Raw genomic sequence first — 19170 nt, 5'->3', positions numbered from 1 at the left:
GGTAAGCGGGTACTTCCTCGGTTCCTAGCACAAACAGCTAAGGAGAGAAGTGCCCGGAAAGCTACGTGTACACGAGCTAGCCAAGCAACTCGGTATTACCAGTAAGGAATTGCTCGCCACGCTCAAGGAGCAGGGCGAGTTCGTCAAGACTGCCTCCTCCACCATCGAACCCCCGGTGGTCAAGAAGATGCGCGCTCATTACGAGGCCGCCTCCGGCGACGCCGGGGCCGCGCCCGCGGGCCAGGGCAAGCCCGCCGCCAAGCCGGGGCCGAAGCCGGGTCCGGCGGCGAAGAAGCCCGCGGCGCCGAAGCCGGGGCAGGGGGCCGCCGCGCAGCAGCCCGCGCCCGCCAAGCCCGGCCCGAAGCCGGGTCCGGCGGCGAAGAAGCCCGCCGCGCCCAAGCCCGGCCAGGCCGCTCAGAACCAGGCAGGTCCGGCCTTCCAGTCCGCCCAGGGCGGGCAGGCGGCTCAGGGCGCCCGAGGCGCCCAGGCGGCCAAGCCGGGGCCGAAGCCGGGTCCGGCGGCGAAGAAGCCCGCCGCGCCCAAGCCCGGCCAGACGGGGCAGAACCAGGCCGGTCAGGCCATGCCCAAGCCGGGGCAGCAGCGCGCCAAGCAGGGCGGGGACCGCCCGACGCCGCGCTCCATGCCCAAGCCCGGCCCGAAGCCGGGCGGGCGTGCGCCCCGCGTGGCCAACAACCCGTTCTCCACGGGCGGCAACGATCGCCCCGCGCCGCGTCCCGGCGGCAGCGCGGGCCATCGCGGCGGGGCACCGCGCCCCGGCCAGCAGGCCAAGCGCTCCGGCGGCTCCCCGCGTCCGGGCGGATCGGGCAAGGCCCCGACCCCGGCGATGATGCCCGCGCACCCGAACCCGAACCAGATGCCCGCCACCTCCTCCAACGGGGGTCGCGGGGGTCGCGGCGGCAACAACCGCGGCAGCGGTCCGGCCGGCGGCGGGTTCCGTGGCGGTCGCGGCGGGCGTCGCGGCGGCACGGCCGGTGCCTTCGGGCGTCCGGGCGGCGCACCGCGCAGGGGTCGCAAGTCCAAGCGGCAGAAGCGCAACGAGTTCGAGGCGATGAAGGCGCCGAACGTCATCGGCGGCGTGCATCTGCCGGACGGCGGCGGCAAGAAGCTGCGGCTGCGCCGGGGCGCCTCGCTCTCGGACTTCGCGGAGAAGATCGGCACCGACGCCTCGTCGCTGGTGCAGGCCCTCTTTAACCTGGGCGAGATGGTCACGGCCACCGCCTCGGTGTCGGAGGAGACCCTGAAGCTCCTGGGCGAGGAGATGAACTACACGGTCGAGGTCGTCTCCCCCGAGGACGAGGACCGCGAGCTGCTGGAGTCCTTTGACCTGCAGTTCGGTGAGGACGAGGGCGGCGAGGAGGACCTCGCCCAGCGTCCCCCGGTGGTCACGGTCATGGGCCACGTGGATCACGGTAAGACCCGCCTGCTGGATACCATCCGCAACGCGAACGTGGGCGGGCGCGAGGCCGGCGGCATCACGCAGGGCATCGGCGCGTACCAGGTCAACGTGGAGGCCGAGGGCGGCGATCGCACGATCACCTTCATCGACACCCCGGGTCACGAGGCCTTCACGGCCATGCGTGCCCGTGGCGCGAAGTCCACGGACATCGCCATCCTGGTGGTGGCCGCGGACGACGGCGTGATGCCGCAGACGGTGGAGGCGATCAACCACGCCAAGGCGGCCGACGTGCCGATCGTGGTGGCGGTGAACAAGATCGATAAGCCGGAGGCGCAGCCGGAGAAGATCCGAGGCCAGCTCACCGAGTACGGCCTGGTGCCCGAGGAGTACGGCGGAGACACGATGTTCGTGGACATCTCCGCCCGCCAGGGGCAGAACATCGAGTCCCTGCTGGAGGCCGTGTTGCTCACGGCGGATGCCGCGCTGGACCTGCGGGCCAACCCGGAGATGGACGCGCAGGGCACCTCCATCGAGGCGCACCTGGATCGCGGTCGCGGCCCGGTGGCCTCGGTGATCGTGCAGCGCGGTACCCTCCGCGTGGGCGATTCCATCGTGGTGGGCGATACCTACGGTCGCGTGCGCCGCATGGTGGACGAGTACGGCGAGGACGTCGAGGAGGCCGGTCCCTCCCGCCCGGTGCAGGTGCAGGGCCTCAACGGCGTGCCCGGCGCCGGCGACAACCTGCTGGTGGTGGAGGACGACCGCGTGGCGCGCCAGATCGCCAACCAGCGCGACGCCCGCCGCCGCAGCGCGGAGGCCGCCCGCAAGCGCAAGCGCGTCTCCCTGGAGGATCTGGACGAGGTGCTCAAGGAGCACTCCACCCTCAACCTCATCCTCAAGGGCGATAACGCCGGTTCGGTGGAGGCCCTGGAGGACGCCCTGCTCAAGATCGAGGTGGACGATGAGGTGCAGCTCAACATCATCGACCGCGGCGTGGGCGCCGTCACGCAGACCAACGTGACGCTGGCGGCGGCGTCGGACGCGATCATCATCGCGTTCAACGTCCGCTCCGAGGGCAAGGCCACGGAGGAGGCCAACGCCGAGGGCGTGGACATCCGTTACTACACGGTGATCTACCAGGCCATCGACGAGGTCGAGTCCGCCCTCAAGGGCATGCTCAAGCCCATCTACGAGGAGCGCGAGGTCGGCTCCGCGGAGATCCGCCAGATCTTCAAGGCCTCCGCCGTGGGCCTGATCGCGGGCTGCATGGTGGAGTCGGGCAAGGTCCGCCGCAACGCCAAGGCGCGCCTGGTGCGCGACGGCAACGTGATCGCGGACAGCACCACCATCGAGTCCCTGCGCCGTGGCAAGGACGACGCCACCGAGGTGTCGGCGGGCTACGAGTGCGGTATGGTGCTCTCGTACCCGGACATCGCGGTGGGCGATCAGATCCAGGTCTACGAGATGGTCGAGGTGCCGCGCGAGGCCTAAGGCCCCAGAGCGCGTGCTCCCTTGGAGCGGGCCCGCCGTGAGCTTTGTGCCACGGCGGGCCCGCTCTTTTTCCCGTGGTGGCACCGGGGTACAATTCCGTGGAATTACTGAAAGTACGCATAGATACGTACGGATACGTAGAGAAAGGGGAATGGTCATGGCCGATCAGGCACGCGCCGGACGGATGGCTAAGCGCATCCAGACCATCGTGGCCACCGCGCTGGAACGGCAGATTAAGGCCCCTCGCGTGGAGCTCATTACGATCACCGACGCCCGCCTCACCGGGGACCTGCACGACGCCACCGTGTACTACACCGTGCGTGGCGAGGAGATCGGCGCGCAGCCGGACGAGGAGGCCGCGGCGCAGACCCTGGAGCGGATCAAGGGGCAGCTCCGCAAGATCGTGGGCGAGGAGCTGGGCGTGCGCTTTACCCCCACGCTGAGCTTTTCCCTGGACACGGTGCCGGAGACCTCCGCGCACATGGAGGAGGTGCTGGCGCGTGCCCGGGCCCGCGACGCGGAGCTGGCCCGGCTCAAGGCCACCGCGACCCCGGCGGGGGAGGCCAACCCCTACAAGAACAGCGATACCGAAGAGGAGCGCTAGGGCCGGTGGCGGAGCTAGAGCAGGTAGCCGCGTGGCTGAAAACCGCGCGCAGCGTGGTGGTGCTCGGGCATCTCAGGCCGGACGCGGACGCCATCGGGTCGGTCACGGCCCTGGTGGCGGCGCTGCGGCAGCGGGGGATCTCCGCCCGGGGCATGATCGGGCAGGAGCAGCGCTTCGCGGAAAACCTCTATACCATTCCCGGGGCGGAGGAGATCGGCCGGGGCGATAGCCTGCCCGAGGCGGACGTGTACGTGGCGGTGGACTGCGGCTCGATCGACCGCACCGGCCTGCTCAGCGGGCAGGTGGAAAAGGCGGCGGACCGGCTCATCGTGCTGGATCACCACGCCTCCAACCCGGGCTTCGGGGCGCTGAACCACGTGGCGGTGCGGGCGGAGTCCACCACGGTGATCCTCTACGACCTCTTTCACCTCATGGGCGTGGAGCTTGATCCCCAGATCGCGCACTGCCTGTACGCGGGGCTGGTCACGGACACCGGCAGCTTCCGCTGGGGCAGCACCCGCATGCACACCATCGCCGCCGAGCTGCTGAGCAGGGGGGTGGACGGCAGGCAGATTGCCCTGGACCTCATCGACCGGGCCTCGGCGCACGACCTCAAGATGGTCGGCGGGGTGCTGGCGGGCATCGAGGTGCTACACATCGACGGGCTGAGCCTGGCGCTGCTCGTGGCGGAGCACGAGGCCGTGGTGGGCCACTCGGCCTCCGCGGTGGAGTCCCTGGTGGACTTCGTTCATTCGGTGCAGGGGTGCCAGCTCGGGGTGGTATTCAAGGCCACCTCCGCGCGGACCTGGGCGGTCTCGCTGCGCAGCGAGAGCCTGGACGTCTCCCGCATCGCCGTGGCGCTGGGCGGCGGCGGGCATCGCCCGGCCGCAGGGTACACGACCGAGGGGCCGCGCCAGGAGGTCATCGACTCCCTCATCGCGGTGCTGCGCGAGCACGGCGAGGCCCCGTGACCGCCCGGGGGAGCGGCAGAGCGCGGGCCGGTGCGGTCGGTTCGGCGGAGTCGGTCAGCGCGCGCGAGATCTTCGCCCTGGCGCTGCCCGCCCTCGGCGTGCTGGCGGCCACCCCGCTGTACCTGCTGCTGGATACCGCCGTGGTGGGGCGGCTGGGCGGTGGGGCCCAGGCGGCCCTGGCCGTGGGCGCGGCCATCCAGTCCCAGGTGACCACCCAGCTCACCTTCCTCTCCTACGGCACCACCGCGCGGGCCTCCCGGCTCTACGGGCAGGGCAGGCGCCCCCTGGCCGTGGCCGAGGGGGTGCAGGCCACCTGGGTGGCCCTGGCGGTGGGCGTGGCCCTGGCGCTCGCCGTGGCCGGGTGTGCGCCCACCCTGGCGGGGTGGCTTGCCGGGGACGCGGCGGTGGCGCGGGAGGCCGCCGGGTGGATGCGCGTGGCGGCAGTGAGCATACCGCTCACGCTGGTCATCATGGCCGGAAACGGCTGGCTGCGCGGGGTGCAGGATACCCGCCGCCCCTTCTACTTCACCCTGGCCGGGGTGATACCGGGGGCGATCCTGGTGCCCGTCCTGGTGGCGCGGATGGGCCTGGTGGGCTCCGCCGTGGCCAACCTCGTGGGGGTGAGCATCGCGGCCTCGCTCTTTGCCTGGGCGCTTATCCGGGAGCATCGCGGCCCGTGGCGCCCGCAGTGGCGGATCATCCGCGAGCAGTTGGTGCTGGGGCGCGACCTCATCGTGCGCTCGGCGGCCTTCCAGGTGGCGTTTCTTTCCGCCGCGGGGGTGGCGGGGCGCTTCGGCGTGGCGGCCTTGGCGGCCCACCAGATCATGCTGCAGCTCTGGAACTTCCTCGCCCTGGTGCTCGACTCCCTGGCGATCGCGGCGCAGAGCCTCACCGGGGCGGCCCTGGGCCGGGGCACCGCCGCGCAGGCGCGCGCGGTGGGGCGGGCGATCACCCGGTATTCCGCGCTCTTCGCCTGCGCCCTCGCGGCGGTGTTTGCCCTGGGCGCGGGCCTCATCCCGCGCCTGTTTAGCTCGGACCCGGAGGTCCTGGCGCAGGTGCGCGGCCCCTGGTGGCTCATGGTGGGCATGGTGCTCATGGGCGGGGTGCTCTTTGCCCTCGACGGCGTGCTGCTGGGGGCCTCGGACGCCGCCTTCCTGCGCAACGCCACGGTGGCCTCGGTGTTGTGCGGCTTCCTGCCTGGGGTGTGGCTGTCCTACGCGCTCGGCGGCGGCCTGGTGGGCGTGTGGTGCGGGCTGGTGGCCTTCATCGGCCTGCGCCTTGCGGCGGTGGTGTGGCGGTTCCGCTCGATGAGGTGGGCGCGCACGTGAGCGCCCCCACGCTGTGGGCGGTGTCCGACCTGCACGCGGCGGTGCCTGCCAACCGCCGGTGGGTGGAGGGGTTGCGCCCGCGCCATCCCGGGGATTGGCTGATCGTGGCCGGGGACGTGGCGGAAAACATGGAGGTCGTGGTGTCCACCCTGGAGCGGCTGCGCGGCCGCTTTGCCCGCGTGGTGTGGGCGCCGGGGAACCACGAGCTGCTCAGCCGAGCCACGGAGCGCTACCGGGGGCGGGAGCGCTACGCGGAGCTGATTCGGCGCTGCCGCGAGGTGGGCGTGGACACCCCGGAGGACGCCTACCCCTCCTTCTTCGGCACGGTGGTGGCCCCCTTGCTGACGCTTTACGACCACACCCTCGCCCCGCCGGGGGTGACGCTGGCCCGGGCGCGGCGCGCGGGGCGCACGCTGATCGACGACCTCGCCCTCGCCCCCTTCGCGGACGTCCCCGCGTGGTGCCGCGAGTGCCTGTTCTACGGCGCGCGGCGCCTGGCGGAGCTGGGCGGCGCCCCCACCGTGCTGGTCAACCACTGGCCCCTGGTGCGCGAGCCGGTGGACCGCCTTGGCCTGCCGGAGCTGGCCCTGTGGTGCGGCACCGCGCACACCCGCCAGTGGGCGCGTCGCTACCGGGCGCGCGCGGTGGTCCACGGGCACCTGCACCTCCCGGGCACCTACGAGGTGGACGGGGTGCGGCACATCGAGGCCTCCCTGGGCTACCCCAGGGAGTGGCGGGCGCGCCCGGGTGGTCCCGCCGCGCAGCCGTGGCCCTACCCGGTGCTGGGGGGCGAGGCCGCGTGATCTCCGAGCTGTTTCCCCCCTCGGTCCGGTGCCAGGTCCTCCGCGCCGAGGGCGCCTCCCTGGAGCGCTACCTGCGGCTTCCCGCCGAGGAACGGGAGATCGTGGCCCGGGCGGTGGACAAGCGCAAGGCGGAGTTTGGCGACGCCCGCTGGTGCGCGCACCGCGCCCTGGAGGGGTTCGGGGTTGCGGCCAGCACGCCCATCCTGCGCGGCCCGAAGGGCATGCCGCTGTGGCCGGAGGGCTTCACCGGGTCGCTGAGCCACACCGAGGGGCTACGGGCCGCCGTTGTGGCCCCGCTGGGCCCGGTCAGGGCGCTGGGCTTGGACGTGGAGCCCGCCCAGCCGCTGCCCGCCGGGGTGCTCGGCAGCATCGCCCTGTCCCGGGAGGTGGACGCGGTGGATGAGTGGCGCGCCGACGGCGTGGAGTGGGCCGACCGCCTGCTGTTTTGCGCCAAGGAGGCCACATACAAGGCGTGGTTCCCGCTCACCGGGCGCTGGCTGGACTTTGACCAGGCGGAGATCCGGCTGCGCCGCGACGGCACCTTCACCTCGTGCCTCCTGGCCCGCCCCGCGCCGGTGCCCCTGTTCCAGGGGCGGTGGCTGTGCCGGGAGGGGCACTGCTACGCGGCCATCGCCGTGCCGGGCGGGGTCTAGAGCGTGGAGGGCCGGGCCACGAACACGGTGGCCAGGCGCGCGCCCTTTTCCCGGACGAGGGCGATGCTGCGCCCGGCGGGGTCCACGGCGGCGTGGGTGCCGCGCAGGCCACGCGGCTCCAGCCACTGCCCCTTGGCCAGGGCGGCGGCCTCGGCCTCGGTGACGTCCAGGCGGGGATAGCATCGCCGCAGGGCCTCGTCCAGGCTCAGGCTCAGGCGCGGGTTCTCGGCCAGATCCTCTAGGTCGAGGGCGTCGTTAAGGCCAAAGGGGCCCACCTCGGTGCGGCGCAGGGCGGTCAGGTGCCCGCCCACCCCCAGGGCGGCCCCGAGGTCGCGGGCCAGGGCGCGCACGTAGGTGCCGGACGAGCAGCACACCTCCACGTCGAGGTCGGCGCCCCGGCGGTCGAGCACGGCGAGGCGGGAGACCGTCACCGGGCGGGCGGGAAGCTCCACCTCCTCCCCGGCACGCGCGCGGGCGTAGGCGCGCTGGCCGTCCACCTTGATCGCGGAGAAGCTGGAGGGGCGCTGCATGATGTCCCCGCGCAGGGCGTCCAGCCCGGCCTCGATCGCGGCGCTATCGAGCGCCTCCACCCGGGCGGGGGGAGCGGTGGCGGTGACCTCGCCCTCGGCGTCGTCCGTGGCGGTGGACTGGCCGAGGCGGATGGTGGCGCGGTAGGCCTTGGTGGCGGCGGTCATGTGGGCGAGGAACTTGGTTCCCCGCTCGATCCCTGCCACCAGCACCCCGGTGGCCATCGGGTCGAGGGTGCCGGCGTGCCCCACCTTCCTGGTGCCCAGGGCCCTGCGGAGCCGGGAGACCACGTCGTGCGAGGTCAGCCCCCGGGGCTTGTCCACCACTACTATTCCGGAGCGCGCGAGGGGATCAGTCATGCCCAGTAGTCTATGTCGTAGTCTTAGGTGCGTGGATATTTGGCACGGGCTTGCAGCGGTCCCCTCCGACCTCGCGGAATCGGTGGTGACCATCGGAGTGTTCGACGGGGTACACCGGGGGCATCAGCACCTGCTTCGCCGCGCGGTGGCGGAGGCCACCCGGCGCGGGGTGCCGTGCGTGATGGTGACCTTTGACCCCCACCCCGTCTCCGTGTTCCTCCCGGAGCGCGCCCCGGCGCGCCTGACCTCCCTGGAGGAGCGCCTGCGGCTGGCCGGGGAGCAGGGGGTGGACGCGGTGCTCGTGGTGAACTTCACCTGCGAGCTGGCGGGGCTGAGCCCCCGGCACTACTTCTCCTCCCTGCTGGTGGACACGCTCAAGGCCGTTGCGGTGCTGGTGGGGGAGAACTTCACCTTTGGCCGGGACGCCGAGGGCACCGTGGAGACGCTGCACCGTCTGTGCGATGAGTACGGCGTGGAGGACATCGTGGTGGGGCTGTACCACGACCGAGGGCAGCGCCTGTGTTCCTCCCTGGTGCGCCGCTACCTGGCGGAGGGGGACATCGAGGGGGCCAACTGGGTCCTGGGCCGCCCGTTTAGGGTCACCGGCAAGGTGGTGCACGGCGCCGGGCGCGGCGGCAAGGAGCTGGGCTATCCCACCGCAAACCAGTACTTTCCCGAGTCCATGGCGCTGCCCGCGGACGGCGTGTACGCGGGGTGGCTCACGGTGGTGGACTCCGGGCCCATCGCGGGGGACATGGTGGCGGAGCGGCGCTACCCGGCGGCCATCTCCGTGGGCACCAACCCGACCTTTGGGGACGAGCCGCGCAGCGTGGAGTCCTTCGTGATCGACCGGGAGGCCAACCTGTACGGGCACACCGCCACCGTGGAGTTCGTGGAGCGCCTGCGCCCGATGGTGAAGTTCCACGGGGTGCAGGAGCTTCTCGACGCGATGGGGGACGACGTACAGCGCGCCCGGGAGATCCTGGGGAGATAAAGTGTGGGGGTGACGCGGCCTCATAACCGGCGATAAGGAGAATCACCCGTGACCCGCAAAATCATCCTCGACCTGGACACCGGCGTGGACGACGCCCTTGCCCTTGCCTACGCGCTGGGCTCCCCGGAGCTGGAACTCATCGGCGTGACCTGTACCTACGGCAACGTGCTCGTGGAGCAGGGGGCGGCCAACGACCTCGCGCTGCTGGACCTGCTCGGCCACGGGGAGGTGCCCGTGTTCCTGGGCGAGCCGCACGCCCGGGCCAAGGAGGGCTTCGAGGTGCTGGACATCTCCGCCTTCATCCACGGCAAGAACGGCATCGGGGAGGTGGAGATCCCGGCCTCGCAGCGAGCGGTCTCGGAGCGCGGCGCGGTGGACTTCCTGGTGGAGTCCGTGCGCGAGCACGGGGAGGACCTGGTAATCGTGGCCACCGGCCCCATGACCAACCTGGCCGTCGCCATCGACCGCGACCCGGAGTTTGCCCGGAACGCACACATCGTCATCATGGGCGGCGCGCTGACCGTACCCGGCAACGTCAACGCCTGGACGGAGGCGAACATCAGCCAGGACCCGGAGGCGGCGGACGTGCTGCTGCGCTCCGGGGCGGACGTCACCATGATTGGGCTGGACGTGACCCTGCAGACGCTGCTCACCTACGAGGAGACCGCGCGGTGGCGCGCGCTGGGCACCGAGGCGGGCGCGGCGCTGGCGGACATCACGGACTACTACATCAAGGCCTACGAGACCACCGCCCCCTACCTGGGCGGCTGCGGGCTGCACGACCCCCTGGCGGTGGCCGTGGCGGTGGACCCGAGCCTGGTCACGCTGCTGCCCATCAACCTCAAGGTGGACCTCGAGGGGCCCACGCGGGGGCGCACCATCGGTGACGAGCGGCGCCTCAACGACGCGGAGCGCACCTCGCGCGCGGCGGTGGCCGTGGACGCGCCGCGCTTCGTGCGCGAGCTGATGGAGCGCATCGGGTCGGTGCTCCGGTGAGCGCGGGGACGGTGGGAGCCGTGGGGCTCGGCGCGGGGCCGAGCGAGGAGGAGCGGGCGCGCCGCAACGCGGTGCGGGCGCTGCCGGGCCTGGTGTTCATCTTCATGCTCGGCATCGTGTGCCTGCACGCCTTTAACTTTGTGTTCAACGACATCGGCCGGGAGCTGGGCGCCCCCGCGCAGGCCGCGCTGATCACCGCGATTCCCGGCGTGGTGCTGGGCGTGGTGAGCGTGATCTACGGCTCGCTGGGGGACTTCGTCTCCCTGCGCCGCATGATGATGGTGGGCCTGGGGCTGATCCTGGTGGGCTCGGTGCTGGGCTTTGCCTCCGGGGCGTCGATCTGGCTGGTGATCGCGGCCCGCGCGATTCAGACCGGGGGCTGCCAGGTGGCGGCCTCGGTGTACCTGGTGGTGGCCACCAAGTACGTCCCGGGGCCCAAGAAGGTGGTGTACTTTGGCGTGTTCACCGCGGCCTACCAGTTCTCCACCGCCATCGGCGTGGTGGTGGCCGGGCAGGTGCACTGGCTGTGGTTCTTTGCCATCCCGCTGCTCTCGGTCCTGTTCGCCCCCTCCCTGTACCGGAACCTGCCGGACGCGCGCGGGCGGGGCAGGAGGGTGGACATCCCGGGCTTCCTCCTGGCCGGGGTGACGGTGGGCAGCCTGGTGATGTTCTTTACCACCCAGTCCTGGTGGTGGCTGCTGGGCTGCGGGGTGCTCGCGGTGGCCTTCTGGGCGTACATCTCCCGGGTGCCGCACGCCTTTGTCACCCCCGCCTTCTTTGCCAACCGCTCCTACCTTATGGCCGTCTCCCTGATCCTGGTGTTCTACCTGGGCCAGTACGCCATGACCCCGCTGTTTAACGCGGTGGGCGCCCAGCTCTACGGCTACGGCCTGACCGCCATGTCCTTCGTGCTCATCTGGGCCAACCTGGTGGGCGGGGTGATGGGCATGCTCTCCGGGCGGATCGTGGGCTGGATCGGGCGCGGGCTGGGCATCGTGGTGGCCGCAGGCCTCATGGCGCTTAGTTGCTTCGCGGCGGCCTTTGCCCTCGAGGCGGGGATCTGGGCTGTGGGGCTGTGCGCGGTGGTGTTCTTCGCCGGGCTGGCCATGCTGTACTCCCCGGTGGTGGACACCGTGGTGGGCACGGTGGACGTCTCGGAGTCCGGGCGCGTGGTGGGGCTCAACGACCTCGCCATGAACGTCTCGCCCTCCATCGGCGTGGCCATCGTGGGCAGCCTGATGAACGGCACGGCGCTGAGCTCGGTGACCGTCGCCGGGGCCACCCAGGGCCCCGCGGCCACCTACTCCGCGATCTTCCTGCTGCTCGGCGGGGTGTTCCTGGCGGGCCTGGCGTGGTTCTTCGCGGTGAAGTCGCGCCTGTACCCGGATGCCTGGGGCAGGGTTTCCCAGGAGGCCTAGTTCCTGTTATCCTGTACGTCGGCCTGGCAACTGCGGTCCACAGTAGTTGCCTCCGTATGTTCTTTTTCGTGTGGACTGAAATAACCAAGAGGTGATGATCTCAATGTCCCTGGGCGCTGAGAAGAAGAAGGAAATCCTGTCCCAGTACGGCCTCCACGAGACCGATACGGGCTCCCCCGAGGCGCAGGTGGCGCTGCTCACGGAGCGCATCTCTAACCTGACCGAGCACCTGAAGACCCACAAGCACGATCACCACTCCCGCCGCGGCCTGCTGCTGATGGTCGGTCGTCGCCGTGGCCTGCTCAACTACCTCTCGGAGACGAACATCGATCGCTACCGCGACCTGATCTCCCGCCTGGGCCTGCGCCGCTAGGCCGCAGGGCCCACAGGGCGTTTCCCGGCCCCGCCTTCCCCTCTCACAGGGGCGAGGCGGGGCCGTTGGCGTAGGTGGGGGTGTGGGGGCGGTGCCGTCGGGGTGTTGCAGGGGCGGGGCTGGGGTGGCGCCGCGCCCGCGCCGCCCGGGCGTGTTAGGGTTGGGGCTGTTCGTAGCAGAAATGAAGAAGAAGGCGGCACCGACGATCGCCAGGCTGCTACGCGCCTATAGGAGGGCACCCCTTTGCCTAGAAAATCTCAGTCCGGGAAGAGCAATTCTGGCCGGAAGAACGACGCCAACCCCCTGAAGAACGTCGAGAAGAACCTCGAGTTTAACTTCGACGAGGAGTACGGCATCACCGAGGCCATCGCCACCATCGACAACGGCGACTTTGGCACCCGCGAGGTGCGGTTCGAGACGGGCCAGCTCGCCCGCCAGGCCGACGGCGCGGTGACCACGTACCTCGACGAGGACACGATGCTGCTGGCCACCACCACGGCCTCCAGCAAGCCCCGCGAGGGCCTGGACTTCTTCCCGCTCACCGTGGACGTGGAGGAGCGGATGTACGCCGCCGGGCGCATCCCCGGCTCCTTCTTCCGCCGCGAGGGCCGCCCCAGCACCGACGCGATCCTGGCCTGTCGCCTGATCGACCGCCCGCTGCGCCCCACCTTCACCAAGGGCCTGCGCAACGAGGTGCAGATCGTCATCACCGTGATGTCCCAGGACCCCGAGGACTTTTACGACGTGGTGGCCATCAACGGCGCCTCCGCCGCCACCCAGCTCTCCGGCCTGCCGGTCTCCGGCGCGGTCGCGGGCGTGCGCATGGCGCTCATCGCGGACGAGGACCACCCCAAGGGGCAGTGGGTGGCCTTCCCCACGGCGCAGCAGCACGAGGAGGCCCTGTTCGAGCTGGTGGTGGCCGGGCGCATCGTCAAGCGTCGCCAGGGCCGCCGCACGGTCGAGGACGTGGCGATCATGATGGTGGAGGCCGGCGCGGGCGAGACGGTGGTGGACCGCATTGCCCAGGGTGCGCCCGCCCCCACGGAGTCCGTGGTGGCCGAGGGTATCGAGGCCGCCAAGCCCTTCCTGGCCACCCTCTGCCGCGCCCAGGAGGGCCTGGCCGAGCGCGCCGCCAAGGAGGAGCGCGAGTTCCCGCTGTTCCCCTCCTACACCGAGGAGATTCGCTCGGCGGTGGAGAAGAAGGCGGCCAAGAAGCTGCGCAAGCTGCTGACCATCGCGGGCAAGCAGGAGCGCGACGAGGCCACGGATGCCTTCTACGCCGAGGTGGAGGAGCAGCTCCTGGATCGCCTCGCCCAGGACGAGGACGAGGAGGCCGCCGCCAAGCAGATCAAGGCGGCCTACGGCGCGGTGATGAAGGACATCGTGCGCGAGATGATCCTCACCGACGGCTTCCGCATCGACGGCCGCGGCCTGACGGACATCCGCGACCTCGGGGTGGAGGTGGACCTGGTGCCGCGCGCCCACGGCTCCTCGCTCTTCGAGCGCGGCGAGACGCAGATCCTGGGCGTGACCACGCTGGACATGCTCAAGATGGAGCAGCAGATCGACTCGCTGACCCCGGTGAAGTCCAAGCGCTACATCCACCACTACAACTTCCCGCCCTATTCCACGGGCGAGACGGGCCGCGTGGGCTCGCCCAAGCGCCGCGAGATCGGCCACGGTGCGCTGGCCGAGCGCGCGGTGTCCCCGGTGATCCCCTCCCGCGAGGAGTTCCCCTACACCATCCGCCAGGTCTCCGAGGCCCTGGGCTCCAACGGTTCCACCTCCATGGGCTCGGTGTGCGCCTCCGTGCTGTCCCTGTACAACGCCGGCGTGCCGCTGAAGGCCCCCGTGGCGGGCATCGCGATGGGGCTGGTTTCCGGCGAGGTCGAGGGCAAGACGCAGTACGTGGCGCTCACGGACATCCTGGGCGCGGAGGACGCGTTCGGGGACATGGACTTCAAGGTGGCGGGCACCGGCGAGTTCATCACCGCCCTGCAACTGGACACCAAGCTCGACGGCATCCCCTCCAAGGTGCTGGCCTCCGCGCTGGACCAGGCCCGCGAGGCGCGCCTGACCATCCTGGACACCATGATGGAGGTCATCGACGGCCCCGACGAGATGAGCGGCCTGGCCCCCAAGATCGTGACCGTGACCGTCCCGGTGAGCAAGATCGGCGAGCTGATCGGCCCCAAGGGCAAGACCATCAACGCCATCACGGAGGAGACGGGCGCGGAGATCTCCATCGAGGAGGACGGCACCGTGTACGTCTCGGCCACCAGCGGCGACGCCGCCGACGCCGCGGTGGAGAAGATCAACGGCATCGCCAACCCGCAGCTGCCCAAGGTGGGCGAGCGCTTCCTGGGCACCGTGGTCAAGACGGTGGCCTTCGGAGCCTTCGTCTCCATCGCCCCGGGCCGCGACGGGCTGATCCACATCTCCAACCTGGGCGGCAACAAGCGGATCGACAAGGTGGAGGACGTCATCAACGTGGGCGACAAGGTGGAGGTGGAGATCGCGGACATCGACAACCGCGGCAAGCTCTCCCTCGTGCCCGTGGAGGAGTAGGCCCTCCGGAGCTACCCCGCAACCACCCCGCCGCGCCCCGTACGGGGCGCGGCGGGGTTTTCGTCGTCCCCGCAGACGCGCCCCGAGCGCGGCTGCGCTAGCGTGGAACACGTATTTTTAGCACCCCTTAGAGCGAAGGAGAATGACGGTGAGCATCAAGGTAGGCGTGCTGGGTGCCCGGGGCCGCGTGGGCTCCACGATCGTGGCGGGGCTAGAGGGTGTCGAGGGCGTGGAGCTGGTGGCCGCGCTGGACCACGGGGACGATAAGAACAGGCTGGTGGAGTCCGGCGCGGAGGTGATCGTGGACTTCACCGTCCCCGATCAGGTGATGGGCAACTTGGAGTTCTGCATCGAGCGCGGCATCCACTGCGTGGTGGGCACCACCGGCTTCGACGAGGAGCGCCTGGCCCAGGTGCGCTCCTGGTGCGAGGAGAACCCGGGGGTGGGCGTGCTCATCGCCCCGAACTTTGCCATCTCGGCGGTGCTCGCCATGGCGTTCGCCCGGCAGGCCGCCACCTACTTCGAGTCCGCCGAGGTGGTGGAGTACCACCACCCGAATAAGCTGGACGCCCCCTCGGGCACGGCGGTGCACACCGCGCAGGGGATCGCACGGGCGCGTCGAGAGGCGGGCATGGAGCCCGCCCCGGACGCCACGGAGAAGGCCCTCGAGGGCTCCCGCGGGGCCAGCGTGGAGGGCATCCCGGTGCACGCGGTGCGCATGCAGGGCATGAACGCGCACGAGGAGATTATCTTTGGTACCCAGGGGCAGACGCTGACGATCCGCCAGGACTCCTACGACCGCACCTCCTTTGTCCCCGGCGTGGTGGTGGGGGTCCGCAAGGTGGCCCAGCACCCCGGGCTGACGGTGGGACTCGACTCCTACCTGGGGCTCTAGCGTGATACGCCAGGCCCGGCTGCGGGTGCAGGTGCTCGCCCGGCCCGCCTTCGCGGCGCCGGGGGATACCGCCTGGGCCCCTGGGGAGGGCGCCACGGCGGCGGAGGCGGTGGTGGAGTTCGCGGGCCGTCTGGAATCGGAGAGCCTGGAGCGGCCCCGCCCCCGCACCCGGGGAACGGCGGCCTACCTGCGGCACCTCCAGGAGGTGGCCCGGTGGGACCTCGCGGCGCACGCCACCGCCACGGTGTACATCACGGGGCTCTCGCGCCGCTGCGCCGAGACGCTGGCCGGGCGCGGCGACCTCACCATCACCCGCGCCACGGCACCGCTGCACGGGGAGGAGCTGGAGGTGGTCATCCCCCCGGAGATCGCGGGGGACGAGGCGCTGCGCGGGCTGTTCGTGCGGGCGATGGGCGAGGCGCGCTTCGCCTACGAGCAGTTCGTGCAGGCGCTGGGGGAGCACGAGGACGGCCGGGGCGGCGACCGCGACGCCGTGTGGGCCGCCCGCCAGGCCCGGCAGGCGGCGCGCGCGGTGGCCCCGGCGGCGGTGGCTACCTCGCTGGTGGTCACCGCCTCGCTCCAGGCGTGGCGGGGGGTGATCCTGGGCTGCGGGGCGGAGCACGCGGACTCGGAGTGGCGGGCCCTGGCGGTGGCCCTGCTGCGCGCCCTGCGCCCGGTGGCGCCCGCGCTGTTCGTGGACCTGGAGGAGGTCCCGGCGGCGGAGGGGCCCGCCGGGGTGGAAAGCGCCTACGGCCTGGACTAAGGCGGGGCGTTGCCGCGTTCGCGCCCCTGAGACTGTAGTGTTTAGGGGCATGAGCACAGGTTTGACAGCGAAAGCGGGAGTCGAGCACTTCGGCGCGATCAGCGTCGCGATGGTGACCCCCCTCGACGGGGAGGGGAACCTTGACGTTGACGCCGGCCGTCGGCTGGCCTCCCACCTGGTGGACAGCGGATGTGACTCCCTCGTTCTCGGCGGCACCACGGGGGAATCCCCCACGGTGGACGTGGCGGAAAAGCTGCGCCTGCTCACGGCAGTAAAGCAAGAGGTGGGTTCCCGGGCGCGCGTGATCGCGGGCGCGGGGACCTACGACACCCGGGCGTCCATCCGCCTCGCTCAGGCCTCGGCCGAGGCGGGCGCGGACGCGCTGCTCGTGGTCACTCCCTACTACTCCAAGCCCAGCCAGGAGGGCGTGTACCGGCACTTCGAGGCCGTCGCTGAGGCGACGGACCTGCCGATCTGCCTGTACGACATCCCGGGGCGCACCGGCACGCCGATCGCCCCGGAGACCATCCGCAGGCTGGCGGAGCTTCCCACCGTGATGGCGGTCAAGGATGCCAAGGGAGACCTGGGCGCGGCCGCGCCCCTGATCCGGGAGACGGGCCTGGCCTGGTATTCGGGCGATGACCCGCTGAACCTCCCGTGGCTCTCCCTGGGGGCCAGCGGGTTCATCTCCGTGATCGGTCACGTGGCCGCGCCGCAGCTTCGCTTACTGCACACCAGTTTCGAGGAAGGCGACCTCGTTCGAGCCAGAGAAATCAACGCCGCACTGAACCCGCTGATGGCCGCCCACGCCCGCCTGGGCGGCGTCAGCTTCGCAAAGGCAGCCCTGCGCCTGCAGGGCATCGAGGTGGGGGATCCCCGCCTGCCCGTGGTCGCACCGACCCCGGAGCAGGTGGAGGAGCTCCGCCGTGACATGCAGAAAGCTGGAGTCCTATAAATATGAGCGAAACCCGAAACCGTTCCCGCAAGGTAACCCGCAAGGCCGGGCCCCCGGAGGAAGCCCCGGTGTTTCAGGCCCCGGAGAAGAACAACGGAAACGGCAACGGCGCCAAGAACGACGCCCCCCAGGGCCGCGCCCAGGGCGGCAACAACGGTGGTAAGCGCGGCGGCAAGGGCCGCCGCGGCGGCCGCAACAACTCCGGGAACGGGGGCGGCGGCAACCGCCGCAACGTGGTTAAGTCCATGCAGGGCGCGGACCTCACCAAGCGCCTGCCCGCCCCGCCCAAGGCCCCCAAGAACGGCCTGCGCATCTACGCCCTCGGCGGCATCTCCGAGATCGGCCGCAACATGACCGTCTTTGAGTACAACAACCGCCTCCTCATCGTGGACTGTGGCGTGCTGTTCCCGACGTCGAGCGAGCCGGGCGTGGACCTGATCCTCCCGGACTTCGGGCCCATCGAAAAGCACCTGGACCGCGTGGACGCCCTGGTGATTACCCACGGACACGAGGACCACATCGGTGCCATCCCGTGGCTGCTCAAGCTGCGCCCGGACATTCCGATCCTGGCCTCGCGCTTCACGGTGGCGCTCATCGCCGCCAAGTGCAAGGAGCACCGCCAGCGGCCCAAGCTCATCGAGGTCAACGAGGACTCGAACGAGAATCGCGGCCCCTTCAACCTGCGCTTCTGGCACGTCAACCACTCGGTGCCGGACTGCCTGGGCATCGCCATCAAGACGGGCGCGGGCCTGGTGATCCACACCGGCGACATCAAGGTGGACCAGACCCCCACGGACGGCCGCCCCACGGACCTGCCTGCGCTCTCGCGCTTTGGCGACGAGGGCGTGGACCTCATGCTCTGCGATTCCACCAACGCCACCACGCCCGGCGTCTCCGGCTCGGAGGCGGAGATCGCCCCCACGCTGCGCCGCTTGATCAGCGAGGCCAAGCAGCGCGTGATCCTGGCCTCCTTTGCCTCCAACGTGTACCGGGTGCAGGCCGCCGTGGACGCCGCCGTGGCGGCGGGGCGCAAGGTGGCCTTCAACGGGCGCTCCATGATCCGCAACATGGAAATCGCGGAGAAGCTCGGCTACCTCAAGGCCCCGCGCGGGACCATCGTGTCCATGGACGACGCCGCCAAGATGGCCCCGCACAAGGTGCTCCTGATTACCACGGGCACCCAGGGCGAGCCGATGGCGGCCCTGTCCCGCATGGCCCGCCGCGAGCACCGCCAGATCACGGTGCGCGACGGCGATCTCATCATCCTGTCCTCCTCCCTGGTGCCGGGCAACGAGGAGGCGGTGTTCGGGGTCATCAACATGCTCTCTCAGATCGGCGCCACGGTGATCACCGGCCGCGACGCCAAGGTGCACACCTCCGGCCACGGCTACGCGGGCGAGCTGCTGTTCCTGTGGAACGCCGCGCGCCCCCGCAACGCCATGCCGGTGCACGGCGAGTGGCGCCACCTGCGCGCCAACAAGGAGCTGGCGATCGCCACCGGCGTGCCGGAGGACCGCACCGTGCTGGCCCAAAACGGCGTGGTGGTGGACCTGGTCAACGGCCGCGCCAGCGTGGTGGGCCAGGTGCCGGTGGGCCACCTCTACGTCGATGGCGTGACCATGGGCGAGGTGGACTCGGACGTGCTGGCGGACCGCACCTCCCTGGGCGAGGGCGGCATCGTGAGCATCACCGCCGTGATCGACAACCGCACGGGCCGCCTGCTGGAGGCGCCCACGGTGCAGACCAAGGGCTTTGCCGAGGACGACCGCTCCATGGTGCCCCAGGTGCGCGAGCTGGCCCAGACGACCATGGACGACCTGGCCGCCGAGGGCGAGAACGATCCCTACCGCATGGTGCAGCAGCTGCGCCGCAAGGTTTCGCGCTTTGTGGAGCAGAAGTGGCGCCGCGAGCCGATGATCCTGCCCACGGTCATCCCGATGTCCTCGGACCAGGATGGCCCGGCGGACGACGAGGACGTGGACTCCGCGCGCGAGTCCCTGTAAATACGCCCCCGCCGCGCCCGCGCGGCGAGGACCATGCGCCCCGGCGGCTAT

General features: G+C 71.0%; 16 protein-coding genes. 15 read left to right on the top strand and 1 reads right to left on the bottom strand.

Going from position 1 to position 19170, the window contains the following annotated elements; translation table 11 throughout:
• Positions 1-49 precede the first annotated feature (49 nt).
• The 6 genes from infB (at position 50) to B140_RS0100385 (ending at position 7267) form a co-directional block, all read left to right on the top strand.
• Positions 50-2908 carry a translation initiation factor IF-2 gene (infB, locus tag B140_RS0100410; protein ID WP_026165815.1) on the top strand — a complete coding sequence of 953 codons (2859 nt, stop codon included), beginning with the start codon at positions 50-52 and terminating at the stop codon, positions 2906-2908.
• A 157-nt stretch (positions 2909-3065) separates the two neighbouring features.
• The gene (rbfA, locus tag B140_RS0100405) at positions 3066-3512 is read left to right on the top strand and encodes a 30S ribosome-binding factor RbfA (RefSeq protein WP_026165814.1); all 447 of its coding nucleotides are present in this window, start codon (positions 3066-3068) and stop codon (positions 3510-3512) included.
• 5 nt (positions 3513-3517) lie between these two features.
• Positions 3518-4483, top strand: coding sequence for a DHH family phosphoesterase (locus B140_RS0100400; protein ID WP_018117368.1), 966 nt, complete (start codon positions 3518-3520; stop codon positions 4481-4483).
• Positions 4480-5811 carry an MATE family efflux transporter gene (locus B140_RS0100395; protein ID WP_018117367.1) on the top strand — a complete coding sequence of 444 codons (1332 nt, stop codon included), beginning with the start codon at positions 4480-4482 and terminating at the stop codon, positions 5809-5811. Before B140_RS0100400 ends, B140_RS0100395 begins: the two co-directional genes overlap by 4 nt.
• The gene (locus B140_RS0100390) at positions 5808-6614 is read left to right on the top strand and encodes a metallophosphoesterase family protein (protein WP_040425736.1); all 807 of its coding nucleotides are present in this window, start codon (positions 5808-5810) and stop codon (positions 6612-6614) included. The genes B140_RS0100395 and B140_RS0100390 overlap by 4 nt, the downstream gene beginning before the upstream one ends.
• Positions 6611-7267 (top strand): 4'-phosphopantetheinyl transferase family protein, encoded by a 657-nt coding sequence (locus B140_RS0100385; protein WP_018117365.1) that lies wholly within the window; start codon positions 6611-6613, stop codon positions 7265-7267. The genes B140_RS0100390 and B140_RS0100385 overlap by 4 nt, the downstream gene beginning before the upstream one ends.
• On the opposite strand, the gene truB is transcribed toward B140_RS0100385, so the two are convergent.
• Positions 7264-8154 carry a tRNA pseudouridine(55) synthase TruB gene (truB, locus tag B140_RS0100380; RefSeq protein WP_026165813.1) on the bottom strand — a complete coding sequence of 297 codons (891 nt, stop codon included), beginning with the start codon at positions 8152-8154 and terminating at the stop codon, positions 7264-7266. The genes B140_RS0100385 and truB overlap by 4 nt on opposite strands.
• 31 nt (positions 8155-8185) lie before the next feature.
• Between truB and B140_RS0100375 the strand changes: the two genes are divergently transcribed.
• From B140_RS0100375 to B140_RS0100335, 9 genes are all read left to right on the top strand, one after another.
• Positions 8186-9148 carry a bifunctional riboflavin kinase/FAD synthetase gene (locus tag B140_RS0100375; RefSeq protein ID WP_026165812.1) on the top strand — a complete coding sequence of 321 codons (963 nt, stop codon included), beginning with the start codon at positions 8186-8188 and terminating at the stop codon, positions 9146-9148.
• Between the two features lie 48 nt (positions 9149-9196).
• The gene (locus B140_RS0100370) at positions 9197-10144 is read left to right on the top strand and encodes a nucleoside hydrolase (protein ID WP_018117362.1); all 948 of its coding nucleotides are present in this window, start codon (positions 9197-9199) and stop codon (positions 10142-10144) included.
• A complete protein-coding gene (locus B140_RS0100365; RefSeq protein WP_018117361.1) occupies positions 10141-11562 on the top strand; it encodes an MFS transporter in 1422 nt (473 codons plus the stop codon). Before B140_RS0100370 ends, B140_RS0100365 begins: the two co-directional genes overlap by 4 nt.
• A gap of 103 nt (positions 11563-11665) precedes the next feature.
• On the top strand, positions 11666-11935 hold the full coding sequence (rpsO, locus tag B140_RS0100360) for a 30S ribosomal protein S15 (protein ID WP_018117360.1): 270 nt from the start codon (positions 11666-11668) through the stop codon (positions 11933-11935).
• A 303-nt stretch (positions 11936-12238) separates the two neighbouring features.
• On the top strand, positions 12239-14503 hold the full coding sequence (locus B140_RS0100355; protein WP_026165811.1) for a polyribonucleotide nucleotidyltransferase: 2265 nt from the start codon (positions 12239-12241) through the stop codon (positions 14501-14503).
• Between the two features lie 148 nt (positions 14504-14651).
• Positions 14652-15398: a 4-hydroxy-tetrahydrodipicolinate reductase gene (gene dapB / locus B140_RS0100350; protein ID WP_026165810.1), complete on the top strand. Its 747-nt coding sequence runs from the start codon at positions 14652-14654 to the stop codon at positions 15396-15398.
• A 1-nt stretch (position 15399) separates the two neighbouring features.
• Positions 15400-16161, top strand: a complete 762-nt coding sequence (locus B140_RS11475) for an FAD-dependent thymidylate synthase (RefSeq protein WP_018117357.1) — start codon at positions 15400-15402, stop codon at positions 16159-16161.
• Positions 16162-16210: 49 nt separating this feature from the next.
• Positions 16211-17116, top strand: a complete 906-nt coding sequence (gene dapA / locus B140_RS0100340; protein WP_026165809.1) for a 4-hydroxy-tetrahydrodipicolinate synthase — start codon at positions 16211-16213, stop codon at positions 17114-17116.
• A 2-nt stretch (positions 17117-17118) separates the two neighbouring features.
• On the top strand, positions 17119-19119 hold the full coding sequence (locus B140_RS0100335) for a ribonuclease J (protein WP_026165808.1): 2001 nt from the start codon (positions 17119-17121) through the stop codon (positions 19117-19119).
• The last annotated feature ends 51 nt before the right edge of the window (positions 19120-19170 follow it).

The organism is Corynebacterium mastitidis DSM 44356 (assembly GCF_000375365.1).
GTDB classification, from domain to species: Bacteria; Actinomycetota; Actinomycetes; order Mycobacteriales; family Mycobacteriaceae; genus Corynebacterium; species Corynebacterium mastitidis.
Note: the sequence above shows the minus strand (reverse complement) of the source record. Positions and strands in the feature narration are given on the sequence as shown.

Excerpts from the sequence above, each read along its gene's own strand:
- rbfA (WP_026165814.1), top strand. The coding sequence starts at position 3,066 with ATGGCCGATCAGGCACGCGCCGGACGGATGGCTAAGCGCATCCAGACC.
- rpsO (WP_018117360.1), top strand. The coding sequence starts at position 11,666 with ATGTCCCTGGGCGCTGAGAAGAAGAAGGAAATCCTGTCCCAGTACGGC.
- dapA (WP_026165809.1), top strand. The coding sequence starts at position 16,211 with ATGAGCACAGGTTTGACAGCGAAAGCGGGAGTCGAGCACTTCGGCGCG.
- B140_RS0100335 (WP_026165808.1), top strand. The coding sequence starts at position 17,119 with ATGAGCGAAACCCGAAACCGTTCCCGCAAGGTAACCCGCAAGGCCGGG.
- truB (WP_026165813.1), bottom strand. The coding sequence starts at position 8,154 with ATGACTGATCCCCTCGCGCGCTCCGGAATAGTAGTGGTGGACAAGCCC.